Origin of the sequence: Vibrio sp. T20 (genome assembly GCF_007858795.1) — a bacterium.
Taxonomy (GTDB): domain Bacteria; phylum Pseudomonadota; class Gammaproteobacteria; order Enterobacterales; family Vibrionaceae; genus Vibrio; species Vibrio satsumensis.
In genome coordinates this window covers 1-18,017 of sequence record NZ_VFEB01000120.1, presented here as the reverse complement: position 1 = coordinate 18,017, position 18,017 = coordinate 1, and the positions used below count along the sequence as shown (strand labels likewise).

Below are 18,017 nucleotides of genomic sequence, written 5' to 3'. Positions count from 1 at the left end.
AGCGTAGCTTACCGTGATTTGAAATCGAGCAATTGTAAATTATCAACACTTAGTTGATTTGTGAGGGCGGGACGCCGAATGTAGTTTTGAATGCTTTGGAGAAGTGTGCTTGATCATAGAAGCCCACTTGGTACGCGACCTTGGTACCACATATCCCAGATTTAATCAGGCGCATGCTCTGCTCCATACGTAAGCGGCTCAGCCATGCGTATGGCGTGATGCCCATTCTGTTTTTAAAGTGGCGTTGGAATTGAGTTGTGGTTAAGCCGCACAGCTCAGACAGTTGTTCTAATCGCACTGGCTGATCCAAATTTGCCATCAAATAGTCTTTTAGCGTATCAATCGATTGATTACCCAATTTGATGTCGCTCTTGGATCCAAATTTCGCATAACGATCGACAATCGTCGAGAATCCCTCGAATGGTAAGCAATCTTGAGCGAGTTGGCTGATGTTTTGATTGATTAACAGACCGTGTAGGTTGCGTAATTGTGAAAATGCAGCTTGATCGGAGAGGATCAACTCAGAAAAGCCTAATGTGTGACCATTTTGCTTGGGATCGGCAAGATCTTGAAACCACTTGGGAGAAACTGCGAACACGCTGACTTGATAACCCGAATCGAGTTTGGAATGCCCATCATGCAGTTCATCGGGTGGCATGATGACAACTTGGCCTGCGCCAACATGATGGCTAGTCCCTTTATAGGCGAATTTTTGCTGCCCTTGGGTAATTAAACCAATGTGAAAGTCCAAATGATAGTGGCGCTGAAAGGCAAACTCTTGGTATTGAGCTTGGATCAGGCTGATATCATCTGTTGGGGTGGAGTAATAGTGGACTTTATCCATGGTACAAAAAAGCTTGGTTAAATAGTCATCAATTCAACCAAGCTTATCTTCGTATTTCGAAATTGTCTTGTAAAAAACGATCAGTGCTAGTGGTTTCTGACTGAGTTTTTATAGGGTCGATCCTTTAAAGGGAAAGAGAATAAAAGCTTTGTCTGATTATTGAAGTGTCGTGATACTAATAACCGACCACTTTGAGTTCTTGGAAGTTATTCCATAGAACTAAGCTTGAAACATCGCCATTATTACCGTTACAAGTGAGGCGAATAAACTTAACCGATGCTCTATTCACGGCTTGTTCCACCAAACTGGTTGTGGTTCCAGGCGTCAAGACGTTGGTTACCAGATCGAAGTTAATGCCATCGCTACTCACTTCGAGATCAAATAGGTATTGTCGAACATCTCCTTTAGCTTGGGAGTAGAGGAGCTTAGTGACGTTCGCAGCGCTGCTAAGTTCAATTAGATATTGAATACCTTGCCCTTTCGCCGTCCACTTGGTTGTACTGTCTCCGTCTACGGCCATTTGCGGTGTATGGTCGGCGCGAGTTTCCGTAGCACTGACGTTAGCAATGGATAGTTCGGTTTCCTGCGCTTCCTGATGATAGTCTCCCAGAACGCCAAGATATCGACTAGCAAATGGGTTGCTGTTGGCTGGCGAAAGCGATGGGAAAATGACATCCACACCTTGTTCACTTAACCCCATCCAACGGCATAAGGTCGCAGCAAGCTGTTCTGAGGATTGGCCCGGGATAAATTTATTGCCCCAAGCATCTTGACCATCTTTGATAAATTCGGGGTATCGCCCATAGCTGTTACCTCCATTGACGGCATTACCGACCACTAGCTGATTACTTCCCCAACCATGGTCAGTGCCTGATTTACTGTTGTTTTCTATGGTTCGTCCAAAATCTGACATGGTCGATGTCACAACACTGTCTTCCAAGCCAAGTTCAGCAAGAGAGGCATGGAAAGCGCTAACGGCTTGGTCAATGGTTGAAAGCAAACCATCGTGACGTCCTCTCTGACTGCTGTGGTTATCAAACCCACCAATATTGACGAAAAACACCTGACGGCTATGACCGAGATCCGATGATGCTTGTATCATGCGTCTGACCATTCTAAGCTGTGATCCTAGTGAGCTACTTGGAATGGAGCTGTCTCCTGGGTATGAATCGAGCACGAGTTGGATCTCCTGCTGAAAATCTAATATGCCTTTCAGCCGTTTTGTGTACTCTTGTTTGAACGGTGAACCGTAAGGTGCATTAACCAATTTGATGAAGTTATTGTTTATTGCACTTGAATGCCCAAGAGCATCCATAGCTCTCACACCACCAGAAGACATTGAGATATCTTTGGAGTTTGCGCCAGTTAATAGTTCATTTCCAGCAAATGAAATGGAGTCGGAAATGATTGCTGTTTCACTGCGAAGCACATCCATCATCATCCCGGCCCAACCATAGCTATGGTAACCATTTTCGCCCCAACTCGACTGCCAAGCGGCTTGTTGCTTGTTGTGAGCCCCAAGGTTAGACGGCTTTCGCACATCGTAGAGATTAGACTTATTGGTGGGCTCAACCAATGGTCCCACGTTTACTACGGTGGCTGCTTGTCCCAAATTCATCATATTAGCTAAATTAGACATACGAGAATTGATACCAAGAGCTTGACCCGATTCAGTACTTGGAATCGCTAAGATTTCAGAGTCAGCAAGTTGAATATTTGGTCTTGCGGCTCGGTAGTTATTTTTGTTTTTAGCGTCGGTAGGCACGATCATATTGAACGAGTCATTTCCTCCATGTAAGAAAAGGCAGACCAACGCTTTATATCCACCTTGCTCATTCGCAAAGGCACTGCTGACTGGAATAGATAAAGAGAGTGGTACCATCCCTGATACGGCTGTACCTGATGCACCTTTGAGAAAGCTTCTGCGTGTAATTGACATAATCTACTCCTGAACCATGAAATCGGGTGAAATGAACGCCATGAACAGCATCTTGGGTACTGCGTAATATTTATTGCCGTGTCCGTTATAGACAGCGGTTAGAAGAGCGGTGACTTCTTGGGATGCTTGACCATTTAAAATTCTCAGGTTGATTGCTTGTAGTAGCTCGTCTTTGCTTTCTGCTCTCGCCATACCCTCTAAGTCAGTTGGGGCAATATACAGCTCTTTACCGTTACTGCTGTTGCCTCGATTTTGACCGAAATCCAGTAAGGTTCGATAGAAGATGTTGTTCATGTCGATCAGTTGATTCCAGTCAATAATCTCTAGCTCGGGTGCGGTTAGGCCTGCATCTGCAAGCGCGCCTTGTGGGCTGTGACTCGGCTGATAAAAATTAAATACCGAATTAGACCCAAGTGGGTACTGATTAAAGCTTTCTTTATAGTTCATTGGGTCATAAACAATATCTCCGCTGCCACCTACGTACGCTTCCATTGCTCTATAGAGATAAGTCATCGCTAGGATAGGCTCTCTGACTTTGGTGACATTGATATCACTGGTTTTGAGTAACTCTGAATCGGTTAAAATTGCTTTGATCACTGAGCCTAAATTTCCACCTGAATTAATAAATTCAGCGGATACGCGAGAAACGTACGCTTGAGTTGGGTTGGAGGTCGTTAACTGTTTAATCAGCATTATTGAAATAAAAGGCGCGACATTGGCATGGGTGGTTATTTGGGCAATAAATTGGTCAAGATCTTCTTCAGCAGTTTGGCCGGGAGGGTAATACTGACCAAGTACCCATTTTTCATCCATGTCATGCAGTGAGTTGTCTGCTGTCATGGGCTCAAGCGTGTTGTTATTGGTGATATCCCAACCGGTAAAGACTCTTGCAGCTCCTTCAACATCGACATCATCATACGTCTCGATAACGCTACCATCCGGGTAAGTGGCTTGAGTTCCATCTTGGTTTAACTCATAAAGCCCAATGGTAAAAAGTTGCATGACTTCTCTGGCGTAGTTCTGATCGGGTGCTTGTCCGGTCACGCTTTCCGGTTTATTACCATTCATGGTGAGATACTGTCCCATAGCAGGAGAGAGAGTGATGCGCTTAAGTAGCGTAGCAAATGATTCAAAGGCATTGTCGGCAAGCAAGTCATAGTAGTTTGCTAACGCTTCTGGATCGGTGGCGAGATTGGCGTCTTTTTCACTGACTACAAATATTTGGCTTAGTGCAAAGGCCACGCGTTGACGAAGCTGCGCCTCGTCCCATAATGCAATATCAAACCATGCGCCGACACGGCAATCTTGATTTGGGTTACTGAGATTTCTACGATTTGCTTGGTGATAAGTACGATCAAGGTGGCGCATATGTGGTGTGCCGATTTGTTGATCTATCCAATAAGAGCGATTGTCTTGTTCTTTAAACGCATTTAGCTCGGATTGACGAACACCCATGGTTGCCAAGTCTAAGAATCGAGAAGCCTGTTGGTGAGTTAAGTTATCCATATGATTTCCTCTAGCCAAATAGTGGTCCCCAGAAAATGAATAGCTGGTTTCCATTTATATTTCGGGTGTATTAAGAGTTAGTTGCTAAAAGGAGATGAATCTAGTTAGAAGTTGAGGGCTTCCCGAGAGTGTGAACCTGTGTGAAAACTCCGATGAAATGCTCGGTGTTGCATATTGAAATGTTGAAGTGGAATGCCATCTAAATGTATGAATTTATTGGATAGATCAGTTCTATGAATGTCACTTGGAGTTACTTTGAGTCATCTGTGGTGAATGGGTTGTAGCAGGGTTTATAGCTAAAGGGGGGAGAGCTTGGCGTGATCCCCAAGCTCTGAGTTGATGTTTAGGTTGATTATACACTTGAGGTTAGAGCTGCCTTTTACTCTTTTTATTCGCTCGATACGCATCAAAGGTAAAGACAAGCAGCGCGCCCCAGATAAAGGCGAAGGTGACTACTTTATCTTGGGTGAATGCTTCTCCATAAATCAGCACGGCCAGCAGTAGCATCAAACTTGGGCCGATGTACTGGAAGAAACCGAGTGTCGATAGCTTCAAGCGAGTTGCAGCGCCAGTAAAACACAGTAGTGGAATGGTTGTAATAACACCTGCTGCAACCAGTAATAGGTTGAGTTGCATCGGGTTCATCGATAAGTCTGAAGTTGGGCTATCAGCAATAAACAGTAAGTAGGTAGCTGCGAGAGGTAGCATCACCAGAGTTTCAATGAACAACCCCGTTTGCGCTTCTAAGCTGACTTTCTTACGTAGCAAACCATAAAAACCAAAGCTGAAGGCTAGGGCAATGGCGACGATCGGCACTGAGCCAAATGCAATCAGTTGGACTAATACACCAATGGCAGCCAGACCAACCGCAAACCATTGTAGTTTACGCAAGCGTTCGCCTAGGAAGAGCATACCGAGCAACACGTTAATTAGCGGGTTGATGTAATACCCCAAACTGGCATCAAGCATGTGATTGGAGTTGACCGCCCAGATAAAGATCAGCCAGTTGGCACCCACTAAAGTAGAGGTCGCTACCAAATAGAGCATTTTTGGTTTTGATGTCAAGGTGTCGCGCACTTTACGCCAGCTGCGGCCAATGTGTAGTAAAAAAGCGAGTAGGAAAAAAGACCATACTACACGGTGGCTAAGGATCTCTAACGGGGAAACGTCACTTAAAGATTTGAAATATATAGGGGCGATACCCCACATGGTGTAAGCACCGATAGCAAGCAAAATACCTTGGCGCGTACGTTGTTGTTCTTCTGGAGTCATGCATCTTTCTCTAGCACAGAGTGCTTATTAATAAGATTTATAAGAGAGTTGGTCAGTATAGGAGCGATAACCCTTTTCACCTAACAATTTGCGGTTTAATTCGCCAGCGTTCCCCTCTACAATGTGCGACTTGCTTGCCGAAGATGCTTGCTGATTTCATACCTCGATTAGGAACCACAATGACCGCCACTCTGATTGCTGAGCAAATACCAACTCCCGCGAATGATGCGCAAACCATCTTACAAGATGTGTTTGGTTATCAAAGCTTTCGCGATGGTCAGCAAGAGGTCATTGACCTGGCCGTTGAAGGCCGAGACAGCTTGGTGATTATGCCAACCGGTGGTGGTAAATCACTGTGTTACCAGATTCCTGCTTTGGTTCGTGAAGGGCTCACTCTGGTTATCTCACCGTTGATCTCTCTTATGAAAGACCAGGTCGATCAATTGAAGGCGAACGGTGTTGCGGCTGAGTGCATTAACTCTTCAATGCCACGAGACCAACTGATGAGTGTGTTCAATCGCATGAATTCGGGCCAATTGAAGATGGTTTATGTGTCGCCAGAGCGTGTGTTGATGCGCGACTTTATCGAACGTCTTCAAGGTTTACCGCTTTCGATGATTGCGGTGGATGAGGCGCACTGTATCTCTCAATGGGGTCACGACTTTCGCCCTGAGTACGCATCATTAGGTCAACTTAAACAGTATTTCCCGCATGTGCCATATATGGCGCTGACGGCAACCGCTGACGATGCAACACGTAAAGATATTATCTCGCGCCTGCAGCTGGTGGATCCACATACCTACTTGGGTAGTTTTGACCGTCCTAACATTCGCTATAACCTAGTTGAGAAGCATAAGCCCGTGTCACAGGTGGTTCGCTACTTAGAAACACAAAAGGGCAATTGCGGCATCATCTACTGTGGTAGTCGTAAGAAAGTAGAAATGGTGACCGAGAAGCTGTGTAACAACGGTATTCGTGCTGCGGGTTATCACGCAGGCATGGACACCGATGAGCGCGCTTACGTTCAAGAAGCCTTCCAACGTGATGATATCCAGATCGTTGTTGCAACCGTGGCGTTTGGTATGGGTATCAACAAACCCAACGTTCGCTTTGTGGTGCACTTTGATATTCCACGCAACATTGAGTCTTACTATCAAGAGACTGGCCGTGCTGGTCGTGATGGCTTGCCTGCTGAAGCCATGATGCTGTTTGACCCTGCTGATATGGGTTGGCTGCGTCGTATGTTGGATGAGAAAGAAGAAGGCCCGCAAAAACAAGTTGAGATGCACAAGCTGAACGCGATGAGTGCCTTTGCTGAAGCACAAACCTGTCGTCGTCAGGTTCTGCTTAACTACTTTGGTGAATATCGTGAGAAGCAATGTGGCAACTGCGATATCTGTCTCGACCCACCTAAGCATTTTGATGCGACCCAAGAGGCGCAGAAGGCATTGTCTTGTGTGTACCGTGTGAATCAGTCGTTTGGTATGGGCTATGTGGTTGAAGTGATGCGCGGTATGCAGAACATCCGTGTCCGCGATAATGGTCATGACAAGCTGTCTACTTACGGCATTGGCCGCGATCACAGCCACGACTACTGGATCAGTATCTTCCGTCAGTTAATTCACAAGGGCTTGTTGTTCCAGAATATCACCCGTAACTCGACGTTACAGTTAACAGAAGAAGCCCGTCCGCTACTGCGTGGTGAGATGTCTTTGGAGCTGGCAGTGCCTCGTTTAGACACGGCAGTGCGCAATGCTAAGTCCGATAAACTGAGTAGCAAGAATTACGATAAGAAGCTGTTTGCCAAACTGCGTAAGCTGCGTAAGTCGATTGCTGATGAAGATGGTTTGCCACCTTATGTGGTATTCAGTGACGCGACTCTGATTGATATGGCCGAAGTACTGCCAACCTCATACGGTGAGATGTTGGCGGTTAACGGTGTTGGTCAGCGTAAACTCGATAAGTACGCAGATCCATTCTTAGATTTGATTCAAGAACACATCACTACACACGGTTAGTTTGCAGAATCATTTAACTTCTAAAAACGACTAGGTCATAGAAAAAGAATAAGGTTGATAGGGACATGACAACACAAACAGAATTTGGCTTAAGAGAGTATTTAGCTGAGGAAGGGCGTTTATTGATTACGTCTCCAAGTTTTGATTTTGATTCTTATGAAGTGTTAGGTGAAAAGTTGGTGGCGTTACTGTCCGCTTCTGTGGTTGAAAAACAATGGGACGCTGACATGCACTCTTGGTTGATTGATTTTGAAGATTGTCGGATGTTTTTAAAGTCTGAACATTACAGTGAATCAATCTGGTTTGAGTCGCTAAACGCTGAAGAAAGCCGAGAAGAGTTTGATTATCTCGCGACGCTTTTCAAACGCGGTTTTTAACTTCGCTCACCAATAAAAGTGAGAATAAACGTTTGCGTCTGTTCTCACCGTTGCAGCCAATATTGATTAATGTATAATCGCCCGCCGCTCAGTAGAGCAATTTTTTGATACATTTTTTAATTCACATTATTGGTAAGAGCTTTCTTAGATTATTCGAAGAAATGACTCGATTTGGGTTCCCTCACCCCCAAACCAAACTAAAAAGGTACAGCATGAGTAACTTTACCCCTGCGCAACAGCGCAAAGCCCTAGCATTATTAGTTTTGTTCCATTTAGTCATTATTGCATCAAGCAACTATCTGGTTCAGCTACCTTTTACCGTTTTCGGTATGCACACCACTTGGGGTGCTTTCACTTTCCCGTTTATCTTCCTAGCGACCGATCTGACCGTACGCATTTTTGGCGCGCAGCTTGCTCGTAAAATCATTTTCTTAGTGATGCTACCTGCACTGGCCGTTTCTTATTTCTTGTCAGTGGTATTCTTTGAAGGTTCATTCCAAGGGTTTAGCCAACTAGGCGAGTTCAACCTGTTTGTTGCACGTATCGCCGCGGCGAGCTTCATGGCTTACTTGCTTGGTCAGATCTTGGATGTGCATGTTTTTAACCGCCTACGTCAGCTTAAACAATGGTGGGTTGCCCCAACATGCTCAACGTTATTCGGTAATGCTATTGATACCATCGCGTTCTTTGCGATTGCTTTCTACCAAAGCCCAGATCCATTCATGGCCGAGCATTGGACTGAGATTGCCTTAGTCGATTACGGATTCAAACTTATCATCAGCTTAGGTTTATTCGTGCCTATGTACGGCGTGCTTCTGAACTACATTGTTAGAAAGCTAACGGCTGTGAACCCTGACTTTAAAGCGACAGGCGTGAACGTTTAAGGATCAGATTAGAAACGCATTAATGCAAAGATAAGAAAAAGCCCAAGTTAGTCTACTAACTTGGGCTTTTTTAATTCCTAGCGTCAGGTACTAATATCAGAGGCATTCAATATTCAATGGCCAGCCAATATCGGTTTGTCTATTCGACTCGATCTCTAGCTCAGCAGCGGTCAGCGGGTTGTCTGCTAGCCATTGCTTAGAAAGCGTCAAGGTCAGATTGTTACCATCGGTTGCAAGCTTAAACTCAGGCTCTAGTGCTGGATTGCGACGGTGAGTCAACAAAATAGCTAAACGCAAAATACGTAAAATACGCTTGCTGCTGGTGCCTGAGATAGCGTGCTGCTCTGGTAATGAGGTTAACTGTTCACGGTAGCGACGAGTTAACTCACCCAAGTAGTGCTTTTGCGCTCGAGTAAAGCCTGGTAGGTCTAAGTTCTGCAGTAGGTATGCGCTGTGCTCACCGCCTTTTTTGAAATCGATGGTTAAACCAATCTCATGAAGTTTAGCTGCCGTTTGCAGTAGCACACCAGCTTGAGGTTCTGAAACCCACGCTTCGGCGCCTGCTTGCTCTAGCAGCGTTTGTGCGACTACAGCAACTTGTTCACCGTAGCTTACGTCCATTTGGTAGCGTGATTGAACACTCTTAATGGTACGTGCACGAATGTCTTCTTGGCGCAACTCATCAACCATCTCGTAGGCTAGGCCTTCACGGAGTGCACCGCCTGCGAGTGTCATTGAATCAATTTCAAGCAGCTCAAAAATAGCAATAAGAATTGAAAGTCCACTCGGGAACACCAATGCGCGTTCAAGAGTCAGTCCTTCAATTTCTAGCTCTTCCAAGCGCTCAGTAATCATCGCTTGTTTCTGTAGGCGCTTAAGTTTGGCATGAGTAATTACTTCATCCATGCCTTGAGCCAACATGATTTCTTGTAGTGCCTGAACGGTACCACTGGCGCCCACACACACATCCCATCCGATATCAGTGTAGCTATCGAGGATAGGAGCCAACGTCGACTTCGCCGCTTCAATAGCGTTGTTAAAGTTGGTTGCGGTTAATTGGCGATCTTTAAAGTGGCGTTCAAGCCAAGTAACACAGCCCATCTTTAGGCTGGTTAGTGCTTTCGCTGAGAAGCCTTCACCAATGATCATCTCGGTGCTTGCGCCACCAATATCAACAACCAGCCGGCGGCCACTGCCACCAGAAGTGTGTGCTACGCCTTTATAGATAGTCGCAGCCTCTTCTTCACCGGAGATAACATTGATGTCGTAACCAAGGATCTGGTTCGCTTTCTCAAGAAAGATATCCACATTGATAGCGGTACGTAGGGTCGCTGTACCGACAATGCGGATATTTTCTTTTGGAATATCTTGCAGTCGCTCTGCAAAGAGACTCAAACAGTCCCAACCGCGCTGCATGGCTTCTGTACTAAGCGCATTATTTTCATCTAAGCCTGCAGCTAAACGCACTTTGCGCTTAATTTTAGCCATGGTTTGTACGCTGCCATCGATATGACGCACAACGAGCATATGAAAACTGTTCGACCCGAGGTCGATTGCAGCGTAAAGCGGTGGTGACACTGTTTGACTCATAAGCGACTAAGCTTCCTTGTTATGACGCGGTTGGCGTGGGCGACGGTTCTGGTTTGGTTTACGGTTGCCGTTGCGTGGGCCATTGTTATTTGAGCGGCGTTGTTGCGGGTTACGTGTGCGTAAACGCAATGGTGCTGGTAGATCTTCTAGCAGTGCAGAAGCATCGTAGTCAGACACAGGGATAGCGTGCTCAATGTATTCTTCGATTGGTGGCAAGTTGATTGCGTAATCTTCACAAGCAAAGCTGATTGAGTGACCACTTGCACCAGCACGACCGGTACGGCCGATACGGTGAACGTAATCTTCACAGTCATCAGGTAGATCGAAGTTGAATACGTGTGTTACTTGAGGAATGTGTAGGCCACGTGCTGCAACGTCGGTTGCGACAAGCAGGTCAACATCACCTTTAGTGAATTGCTCAAGAATCTTTTCACGTTTCTTTTGAGGAACATCGCCAGTTAGCAGGCCAACACGGTGACCATCTGCAGCTAGGTGACCCCAAACAGACTCACACTTGTGCTTAGTGTTAGCGAAGATGATAGCGCGTTCAGGCCACTCTTCTTCAACTAGCGTCTGCAGAAGTGCCATTTTGTGTTCGTTTGACGGGTAGAACAGCTCTTCCTGAATACGGTGACCTGTTTTACGCTCTGGCTCAACAACAACATGCTCTGGGTTGTGCATGTGTTCGAACGCTAGCTCCTGTACGCGGTAAGACAATGTCGCAGAGAACAGCATGTTCAGACGATCTTTTGGCTCAGGCATACGGCGAAATAAGAAGCGGATGTCTTTGATGAAACCAAGATCGAACATGCGATCAGCTTCGTCAAGAACAACGGCTTGAATGTGGTTAAGGTTAAATACCTTTTGCTTGTAGAAATCGATGATGCGGCCAGTCGTACCAATTAAGATATCTGCGCCTTCTTCGATCTTACCTAGTTGCTTGTCGTAGCTTTCGCCACCGTAAGCAAGTGCTGCCTTGATACCTGTGCTTTCAACCAGAGAGTCAGCATCGTTGTAGATCTGAATCGCGAGTTCACGCGTTGGTGCCATAATAATCGCACGTGGCTGGTTAGGCTTACGCCCTTCATGCTCAGGTGTTTTTAGCAGGTGGTTAAAAGTAGCAGTAAGAAACGCAAGCGTTTTACCAGTACCCGTTTGGGCCTGGCCTGCAATGTCTTGGCCGGTGAGCAGTACCGGGAGCGCCAAGGCTTGAATAGGGGTACAATAATCGAACCCTTTTTTCTCCAATCCTTCAATGACTTGCGGAAGTAAATCCAAGTCGGCGAACTTTTGCTCTGTGATATGCGTCTTTTTCATTGCTATAGAATATCAGCTTAAGCTTGCAATACGAAAGTAAATACATTCCAATAGGGCATCTATTTACTGGTTATCATCCAACCAGTTCTAAAAAATACATTGGAGTGGAAGATGAGTGATAAGATTTTGCAGCTAACTGATGACGGTTTTGATAACGATGTAATCAACGCTGCAGGCCCTGTTCTTGTTGATTTTTGGGCAGAATGGTGTGGTCCATGTAAAATGATTGCGCCGATTCTTGATGAAATCGCAGACGAGTACGAAGGTAAGCTCACTATCGGTAAATTAAATATCGACCAAAATGCTGGTACTCCACCAAAATTTGGTATTCGCGGCATTCCAACGCTACTTCTTTTCAAAGATGGCGGCGTAGCAGCGACTAAAGTTGGTGCATTGTCTAAAACTCAACTTAAAGAGTTCTTAGACGCTAACCTTTAATCGGGTCAGCATTTGAAAAGAAACCGTGCAGTTAACAAATGCGCGGTTTTGTTTTTTCTAAGCTATGGACTAGTCTTAGTTTTAGTGCTAATTTATCGCACGTTAATTGAACGAATTTCTCTTCTTGGTCGATCCTGTGACCAAATCCTTCTTAACTTAAGAAAACAGATCCTATTTTGACTAAACAAACTTCCACCACTATGAATCTTACTGAACTGAAGAACAGACCTGTGTCTGAGCTTGTTAAACTTAGCGAAAGCTTAGGTCTTGAAAATCAAGCTCGCCTAAGAAAACAAGACATTATCTTCTCCATCCTTAAAGCGCATGCAAAAAGTGGTGAGGACATCTTTGGTGATGGTGTTCTAGAAATTCTTCAAGACGGCTTTGGTTTCCTACGTAGTGCAGACAGCTCATACCTAGCTGGCCCTGACGACATTTACGTATCGCCAAGCCAAATTCGTCGTTTTAACCTTCGCACTGGTGACTCTATTGGCGGTAAAATCCGTCCACCTAAAGATGGTGAGCGTTACTTTGCACTGCTTAAAGTGAACACGGTTAACTACGACAAGCCAGACAACGCTCGTAACAAGATTCTTTTCGAAAACCTTACTCCTCTTCACGCTAACGAACGTATGGTGATGGAAGCGGGTAATGGTGCGACTGAAGATATTACGGCTCGTATTCTTGATCTTGCATCTCCAATTGGTAAAGGTCAGCGTGGTCTGATTGTTGCTCCGCCTAAAGCGGGTAAGACAATGCTTCTGCAAAACATTGCACAAAGTATTGCTCGTAACCATCCTGAGTGTGAACTAATGGTTCTACTTATCGATGAGCGTCCTGAAGAAGTAACAGAAATGCAGCGCCTAGTTAAAGGTGAAGTAGTTGCTTCAACATTCGATGAGCCAGCATCTCGCCACGTACAAGTAGCAGAAATGGTTATCGAGAAAGCAAAACGCCTTGTTGAACACAAAAAAGACGTAGTTATCCTTCTGGATTCTATTACTCGTCTAGCTCGTGCTTACAACACCGTGATTCCGTCATCAGGTAAAGTTCTTACCGGTGGTGTTGACGCAAATGCACTTCACCGTCCTAAGCGTTTCTTCGGTGCGGCACGTAACGTAGAAGAAGGCGGTAGCTTAACTATCATCGCTACAGCACTGGTTGATACTGGTTCTAAGATGGATGAAGTTATCTACGAAGAATTCAAAGGCACAGGTAACATGGAACTGCACCTTAACCGTAAGATTGCGGAAAAGCGCGTATTCCCAGCGATTGATTTCAACCGCTCTGGTACTCGTCGTGAAGAGCTTCTTACGAAGAACGATGAACTACAGAAGATGTGGATTCTGCGTAAGATTGTTCACCCAATGGGCGAAATCGACGCAATGGAATTCCTTATCGATAAGCTAGCAATGACCAAAACGAACGATGAGTTCTTTGACGCAATGCGTCGTCAGTAATATTGATTAGCTGATCGTTATTTAATAAGCGCTGCCTTCGGGTGGCGCTTTTTATTTGCATTTTGTAGCGACAGCTTGCAGAATGATCAAAAGTGTTACAAGGAAGTTAAAATGCAACATGGACTGTTGTCATCATTACTCCTGTCTACTTCACTGTTATTTTCACCGGTTGGTATGAGCTATGCCACCGAGATGTCTCCATTTACAGTAGAGTCTTGGCTTGAGAATGATCAAGTAAAACTGAAAACTGCTGAACTACTCGAGCTTGTCGTACGTGACGAAGTCAATTCGCTACGTTTTGCACTTGAGCGCCTGACATTTCCCCAACAAGAGGTGGCTCGTTACCAACTCTTGAAGAAGCTCGAACAGCAAAAAACCGTACTCACACCTAAGATGTCCATCTTCGTCGAGCAGCAACTCGCTATCACGCCCACTTATCAAGTATTAGAGCGTGGAGATGGCTACGAGTTTACGGTACCTGCCTTTAATTATCCTTCAATAGCTAATCGTCTCATCAAACAGTGGCGTCAAGATCAGAAGACACTGGTGTTTGTACTAGATGCAGAGAAGCAGGAACTCGACCTAAAAGAGTGGTTATCTGGATCTGAACATCAAGTTCAAACGCGAGAAGCGCTGCTCATCAGAGAGTTAGACAGTTTGTCTCCTGAAGCGGTTGATTACCTAACTAAGCAGCTCACTGCATCTTCTATTGTTAGTTGGTTACCTTCTACTGAGGTGGTGGTTCGATTAGCGCAAGTGAGCGAAGACCCAGAGGTCTACAAAATTCTATGGAGAATGAAGGCCGATTATCATAGCCAAGCTGAGCTAGTGCGCCTTGCTGGAACCAAACAAACGTTTGCACTTGAACAGGTGATGGCGGCGACCAAAAACCCGCGTTTGAAAGATGAAGCGATTACTTTGCTTACCAAGGTTAACCCGTTATCAGAAGAGGTGAAGCAGTTTCTTGTCTCTAGGATGGCGATTGCCGATGAAGCGCCTTTAGTCGCGCGTGAACTTGCCAAACAAGGTCATACGCGATGGTTGCAAGATCTCGTCAATGATAACCCTCAGGTGAAGAGCTCTTTGATCGAGCAAGCATTACCGTAAAGTGGATTTTGCCTTTCAATAACCACACTAAAAAGGGGGATCTCAGCGTCACCCTTTTTGATATACTGAGCGCAGAATAATCAGCATGTAGAAGCCCTATGAGTTTTAAAGATTTACGTGATTTTATCGACCATCTTGAAAGTATTGGTCAGTTGAAACGCATTTCTCACCCAGTCGATCCAGACTACGAAATGACCGAGATTAGCGACCGTACTCTACGTGCTGGTGGCCCGGCTCTATTGTTTGAAAACCCAGTAGGCTATGACATGCCTGTTTTGACCAACCTATTTGGTACACCTAACCGGGTTGCTATTGGTATGGGGCGTCAGGAAGTCAAAGAGCTGCGTGAAGTGGGCAAGTTGCTTGCTTACCTAAAAGAACCAGAGCCACCAAAAGGCTTTAAAGACGCTCTTGATAAACTGCCCGTGTTTAAGCAAGTCTTAAACATGCCGGCTAAACGCCTTCGCAAAGCGGCTTGCCAACAAGTGGTATGGCAAGGCGATGACGTCGACCTAGATAAAATTCCGGTGATGAGCTGTTGGGCTGACGATGTCGCACCATTACTAACATGGGGTTTAACGGTTACTCGTGGTCCAAACAAGAAACGCCAAAACTTAGGCATCTATCGCCAGCAAAAAATCGGTAAGAATAAAATCATCATGCGTTGGTTAGCCCACCGTGGTGGAGCGCTGGATTTGCGCGATTGGATGGAAACCAACCCTGGTAAACCATTTCCGGTATCGGTAGCGTTTGGTGCCGACCCAGCTACCATTCTTGGTGCGGTTACGCCAGTTCCGGATACTTTATCTGAGTACGCGTTTGCAGGCTTACTACGTGGTAGTAAAACTGAGGTCGTTAAATCAATCAGCAACGACTTAGAGGTTCCTGCAAGTGCGGAAATCGTGATGGAAGGTTACATCGACCCGAATGAATTTGCGGATGAAGGGCCTTACGGAGACCATACTGGTTACTACAACGAGAAAGAAAAGCACCATGTGTTTACTATTACTCATGTAACCATGCGCGAGAACCCGATCTATCACAGCACCTATACTGGCCGTCCACCGGATGAGCCTGCGGTATTGGGGGTTGCGCTAAATGAAGTGTTTGTTCCTATTCTTCAAAAGCAGTTCCCAGAGATTGAAGATTTCTATCTACCGCCTGAAGGTTGTTCGTACCGAATGGCAGTAGTGACCATGAAGAAGCAATACCCAGGTCACGCTAAGCGAGTGATGATGGGTGTATGGTCTTTCTTACGCCAATTCATGTACACCAAATTTGTATTGGTGTGCGATGAAGATGTGAATGCACGCGATTGGTCTCAAGTAACCGCAGCGATGTGCGAACATATGGATCCGTCACGCGATAGCCTGATGATAGAGAACACGCCGATCGATTCATTGGATTTTGCCTCACCCGTGGTTGGGTTAGGTTCTAAGATGGGCCTAGATATCACTAAGAAGTGGGACGCAGAGTTAGCGCTATCGCCAGATGTCCAAGCAGCACCTGTAAATAGTGAATATATAGAGGGTAGCTTGGCTGAGCTAACCAAGGCTCACCCTGAAATTATTGATATTCACCTGCAAAACGACAATGCCAGCATGATTGTGGTGTGTATTGATAAGCAAGCAGCCGGTAATGGCAAGAAAATCATGGAAGCGGTTTGGTCTCAATTTGATGAGAACAAGTTTGTTATCGTGTGTGACGGCGATGTCAATGTGAGTGATTGGAATGACATCATTTGGGCGGTAACGACAAGAATGGATCCGGCCAGAGATACGTTATTCCTACAGAATGAAACTGGACACTCAAAAATGGGCCTCGATGCGACCAATAAGTGGGAAGGTGAATGCTTGCGTGAGTGGGGTGTACCAATCACAAAAGATCCTGATGTTGTGAAAAAGATTGATAGCATCTGGGAACAGCTAGGAATTTCATGAGCTACCAAGTAGTCTTATACCCAGAAAACATCAGTTTCACAGTAGAAAAAGGGCAAACGGTCTTGGATGCTGCGCTCAACAGCGATATCTATTTCCCAAACCGTTGCCAAGTTGGCGCATGCGCAATGTGTATGTGCAAAAAATTAGAAGGGCAAGTGAGTTACCACCTTGAACCCATGCTCACAGAGAAAGAGCAGCAACAAGGCTGGATTTTTGCTTGCCAAGCATTTGCAGAAAGTAATTTAGTTCTAACCTTTGCCGATTAAGGGTTAGTAAGAGGAAGAACATGACTATTAAATGTAAAGTGAAGTCTATCGAGCCTTTGGCTTGTAATACTTACCAAATCCTACTTCACCCAGAAACACCGGTCGCTTTTAAAGCGGGCCAGTACCTGATGGTTGAAATGGGCGAGAAAGATAAGCGCCCATTCTCTATCGCAAGTAGCCCTTGCCGCCACGAAGGTGAGCTTGAGCTACATATTGGTGCTGCCGAGCATAATGCTTACGCACTAGAAGTGGTTGAAGCGATGAAGAAGGCACAAGCTGAAGATGGCGATATTGCTATTGATGCTCCACACGGAGATGCTTGGATCAAAGAAGAAAGCGATCGCCCTTTATTACTTATTGCTGGTGGCACGGGTTTCAGCTACGTGCGCTCTATTCTTGATCACTGCATCGCGCAAAATAGCTCGAAAGAGATCTACCTATACTGGGGCGCAAAAGATGAGTGCCAGTTATATGCGAAAGAAGAGCTGGTTGGCATTGCAGAAAAGCATAGCAATGTGCACTTTGTACCGGTAGTAGAAGAAGCACCGGAAGTTTGGCACGGTCAAACTGGTAATGTGCTTGAGGCTATTACGGAAAGTTTCGAATCATTAGCTGATTTCGATATCTATATTGCAGGTCGTTTTGAAATGGCGGGCGCTGCAAGAGACCTATTTACTCAGAATAAAGAAGCAAAGCGTGACCATATGTACGCAGATGCTTACGCATTTATCTAACAATACCCTTAGGTTTTGAGCAAAAAGAGAGCAGAAATGCTCTCTTTTTTACGTTTAGGTGAACTATTAGGCAGTTAACCCCTATTTATTCATTTTTTATGAAAAAGTAGTTGCTAAGCTGAGAGGGTTCCCTATAATGCGACACCACTGAGACGGCAGACGCCACAAGGCTTCAGCAAGAATCAGTAAGACGGAAAGCGACAAAAAATTAATTTTCAAAAAGTGTTTGACACTGAATGTTAATTCGCTAGAATGACCGTCCACTTCGAGAGGTCCCTTATTTAAAAGGAACGCTCAAGAAGTTAAGCTCTTTAACAATTTAAAC

The 18,017-nt window shown here is 45.3% G+C and carries 15 protein-coding genes; 9 read left to right on the top strand and 6 right to left on the bottom strand.

The genetic code is table 11. The annotated features are described in order from the left end of the window. Positions 1-49: 49 nt before the first annotated feature. The 4 genes from FTW16_RS13495 to rarD all read right to left on the bottom strand — a co-directional run bounded on the left by FTW16_RS13495 (position 50) and on the right by rarD (position 5,561). Complete coding sequence (locus FTW16_RS13495; RefSeq protein ID WP_146491420.1) at positions 50-844, bottom strand: helix-turn-helix transcriptional regulator; 795 nt, start codon at positions 842-844, stop codon at positions 50-52. A 175-nt stretch (positions 845-1,019) separates the two neighbouring features. Further along, positions 1,020-2,783, bottom strand: a complete 1,764-nt coding sequence (locus FTW16_RS13490) for a DUF1501 domain-containing protein (RefSeq protein ID WP_146491419.1) — start codon at positions 2,781-2,783, stop codon at positions 1,020-1,022. A gap of 3 nt (positions 2,784-2,786) precedes the next feature. Further along, on the bottom strand, positions 2,787-4,289 hold the full coding sequence (locus tag FTW16_RS13485) for a DUF1800 family protein (RefSeq protein ID WP_146491418.1): 1,503 nt from the start codon (positions 4,287-4,289) through the stop codon (positions 2,787-2,789). A gap of 366 nt (positions 4,290-4,655) precedes the next feature. Next, complete coding sequence (gene rarD, locus FTW16_RS13480; protein ID WP_146491417.1) at positions 4,656-5,561, bottom strand: EamA family transporter RarD; 906 nt, start codon at positions 5,559-5,561, stop codon at positions 4,656-4,658. 179 nt (positions 5,562-5,740) lie between these two features. Between rarD and recQ the strand changes: the two genes are divergently transcribed. From recQ to FTW16_RS13465, 3 genes are all read left to right on the top strand, one after another. Beyond that, positions 5,741-7,579, top strand: a complete 1,839-nt coding sequence (recQ, locus tag FTW16_RS13475; RefSeq protein ID WP_146491416.1) for an ATP-dependent DNA helicase RecQ — start codon at positions 5,741-5,743, stop codon at positions 7,577-7,579. Between the two features lie 65 nt (positions 7,580-7,644). Further along, positions 7,645-7,956, top strand: coding sequence for a DUF3630 family protein (locus FTW16_RS13470; protein WP_017061332.1), 312 nt, complete (start codon positions 7,645-7,647; stop codon positions 7,954-7,956). Positions 7,957-8,168: 212 nt separating this feature from the next. Next, complete coding sequence (locus FTW16_RS13465; protein ID WP_048613244.1) at positions 8,169-8,840, top strand: 7-cyano-7-deazaguanine/7-aminomethyl-7-deazaguanine transporter; 672 nt, start codon at positions 8,169-8,171, stop codon at positions 8,838-8,840. Between the two features lie 96 nt (positions 8,841-8,936). Here FTW16_RS13465 and gppA read toward each other — a convergent pair whose 3' ends face one another. Together gppA and rhlB are read right to left on the bottom strand one after the other, a co-directional pair. Further along, the gene (gene gppA / locus FTW16_RS13460) at positions 8,937-10,430 is read right to left on the bottom strand and encodes a guanosine-5'-triphosphate,3'-diphosphate diphosphatase (RefSeq protein WP_123285668.1); all 1,494 of its coding nucleotides are present in this window, start codon (positions 10,428-10,430) and stop codon (positions 8,937-8,939) included. Positions 10,431-10,436: 6 nt separating this feature from the next. Beyond that, entirely contained in the window at positions 10,437-11,747 is a 1,311-nt protein-coding gene (rhlB, locus tag FTW16_RS13455; RefSeq protein WP_048610414.1) for an ATP-dependent RNA helicase RhlB, read from the bottom strand. A 111-nt stretch (positions 11,748-11,858) separates the two neighbouring features. Here rhlB and trxA point away from each other — a divergent pair, with 111 nt between their 5' ends. From trxA to fre, 6 genes are all read left to right on the top strand, one after another. Next, positions 11,859-12,185: a thioredoxin TrxA gene (gene trxA, locus FTW16_RS13450; protein WP_010440700.1), complete on the top strand. Its 327-nt coding sequence runs from the start codon at positions 11,859-11,861 to the stop codon at positions 12,183-12,185. Positions 12,186-12,385: 200 nt separating this feature from the next. Next, positions 12,386-13,645, top strand: a complete 1,260-nt coding sequence (gene rho / locus FTW16_RS13445; RefSeq protein ID WP_017062978.1) for a transcription termination factor Rho — start codon at positions 12,386-12,388, stop codon at positions 13,643-13,645. 111 nt (positions 13,646-13,756) lie between these two features. Then, entirely contained in the window at positions 13,757-14,752 is a 996-nt protein-coding gene (locus FTW16_RS13440) for a hypothetical protein (RefSeq protein ID WP_146491415.1), read from the top strand. Positions 14,753-14,850: 98 nt separating this feature from the next. After that, positions 14,851-16,692: a 4-hydroxy-3-polyprenylbenzoate decarboxylase gene (ubiD, locus tag FTW16_RS13435; RefSeq protein WP_146491414.1), complete on the top strand. Its 1,842-nt coding sequence runs from the start codon at positions 14,851-14,853 to the stop codon at positions 16,690-16,692. Then, positions 16,689-16,958: a 2Fe-2S iron-sulfur cluster-binding protein gene (locus tag FTW16_RS13430; RefSeq protein WP_008224727.1), complete on the top strand. Its 270-nt coding sequence runs from the start codon at positions 16,689-16,691 to the stop codon at positions 16,956-16,958. The genes ubiD and FTW16_RS13430 overlap by 4 nt, the downstream gene beginning before the upstream one ends. A gap of 20 nt (positions 16,959-16,978) precedes the next feature. Next, positions 16,979-17,692, top strand: a complete 714-nt coding sequence (fre, locus tag FTW16_RS13425) for an NAD(P)H-flavin reductase (protein ID WP_146491413.1) — start codon at positions 16,979-16,981, stop codon at positions 17,690-17,692. Positions 17,693-18,017 lie beyond the last annotated feature (325 nt).

Excerpts from the sequence above, each read along its gene's own strand:
- fre (WP_146491413.1), top strand. The coding sequence starts at position 16,979 with ATGACTATTAAATGTAAAGTGAAGTCTATCGAGCCTTTGGCTTGTAAT.
- recQ (WP_146491416.1), top strand. The coding sequence starts at position 5,741 with ATGACCGCCACTCTGATTGCTGAGCAAATACCAACTCCCGCGAATGAT.
- FTW16_RS13490 (WP_146491419.1), bottom strand. The coding sequence starts at position 2,783 with ATGTCAATTACACGCAGAAGCTTTCTCAAAGGTGCATCAGGTACAGCC.
- FTW16_RS13465 (WP_048613244.1), top strand. The coding sequence starts at position 8,169 with ATGAGTAACTTTACCCCTGCGCAACAGCGCAAAGCCCTAGCATTATTA.
- FTW16_RS13430 (WP_008224727.1), top strand. The coding sequence starts at position 16,689 with ATGAGCTACCAAGTAGTCTTATACCCAGAAAACATCAGTTTCACAGTA.
- FTW16_RS13485 (WP_146491418.1), bottom strand. The coding sequence starts at position 4,289 with ATGGATAACTTAACTCACCAACAGGCTTCTCGATTCTTAGACTTGGCA.
- gppA (WP_123285668.1), bottom strand. The coding sequence starts at position 10,430 with ATGAGTCAAACAGTGTCACCACCGCTTTACGCTGCAATCGACCTCGGG.
- rhlB (WP_048610414.1), bottom strand. The coding sequence starts at position 11,747 with ATGAAAAAGACGCATATCACAGAGCAAAAGTTCGCCGACTTGGATTTA.
- rarD (WP_146491417.1), bottom strand. The coding sequence starts at position 5,561 with ATGACTCCAGAAGAACAACAACGTACGCGCCAAGGTATTTTGCTTGCT.
- ubiD (WP_146491414.1), top strand. The coding sequence starts at position 14,851 with ATGAGTTTTAAAGATTTACGTGATTTTATCGACCATCTTGAAAGTATT.
- rho (WP_017062978.1), top strand. The coding sequence starts at position 12,386 with ATGAATCTTACTGAACTGAAGAACAGACCTGTGTCTGAGCTTGTTAAA.
- FTW16_RS13440 (WP_146491415.1), top strand. The coding sequence starts at position 13,757 with ATGCAACATGGACTGTTGTCATCATTACTCCTGTCTACTTCACTGTTA.
- FTW16_RS13495 (WP_146491420.1), bottom strand. The coding sequence starts at position 844 with ATGGATAAAGTCCACTATTACTCCACCCCAACAGATGATATCAGCCTG.
- FTW16_RS13470 (WP_017061332.1), top strand. The coding sequence starts at position 7,645 with ATGACAACACAAACAGAATTTGGCTTAAGAGAGTATTTAGCTGAGGAA.
- trxA (WP_010440700.1), top strand. The coding sequence starts at position 11,859 with ATGAGTGATAAGATTTTGCAGCTAACTGATGACGGTTTTGATAACGAT.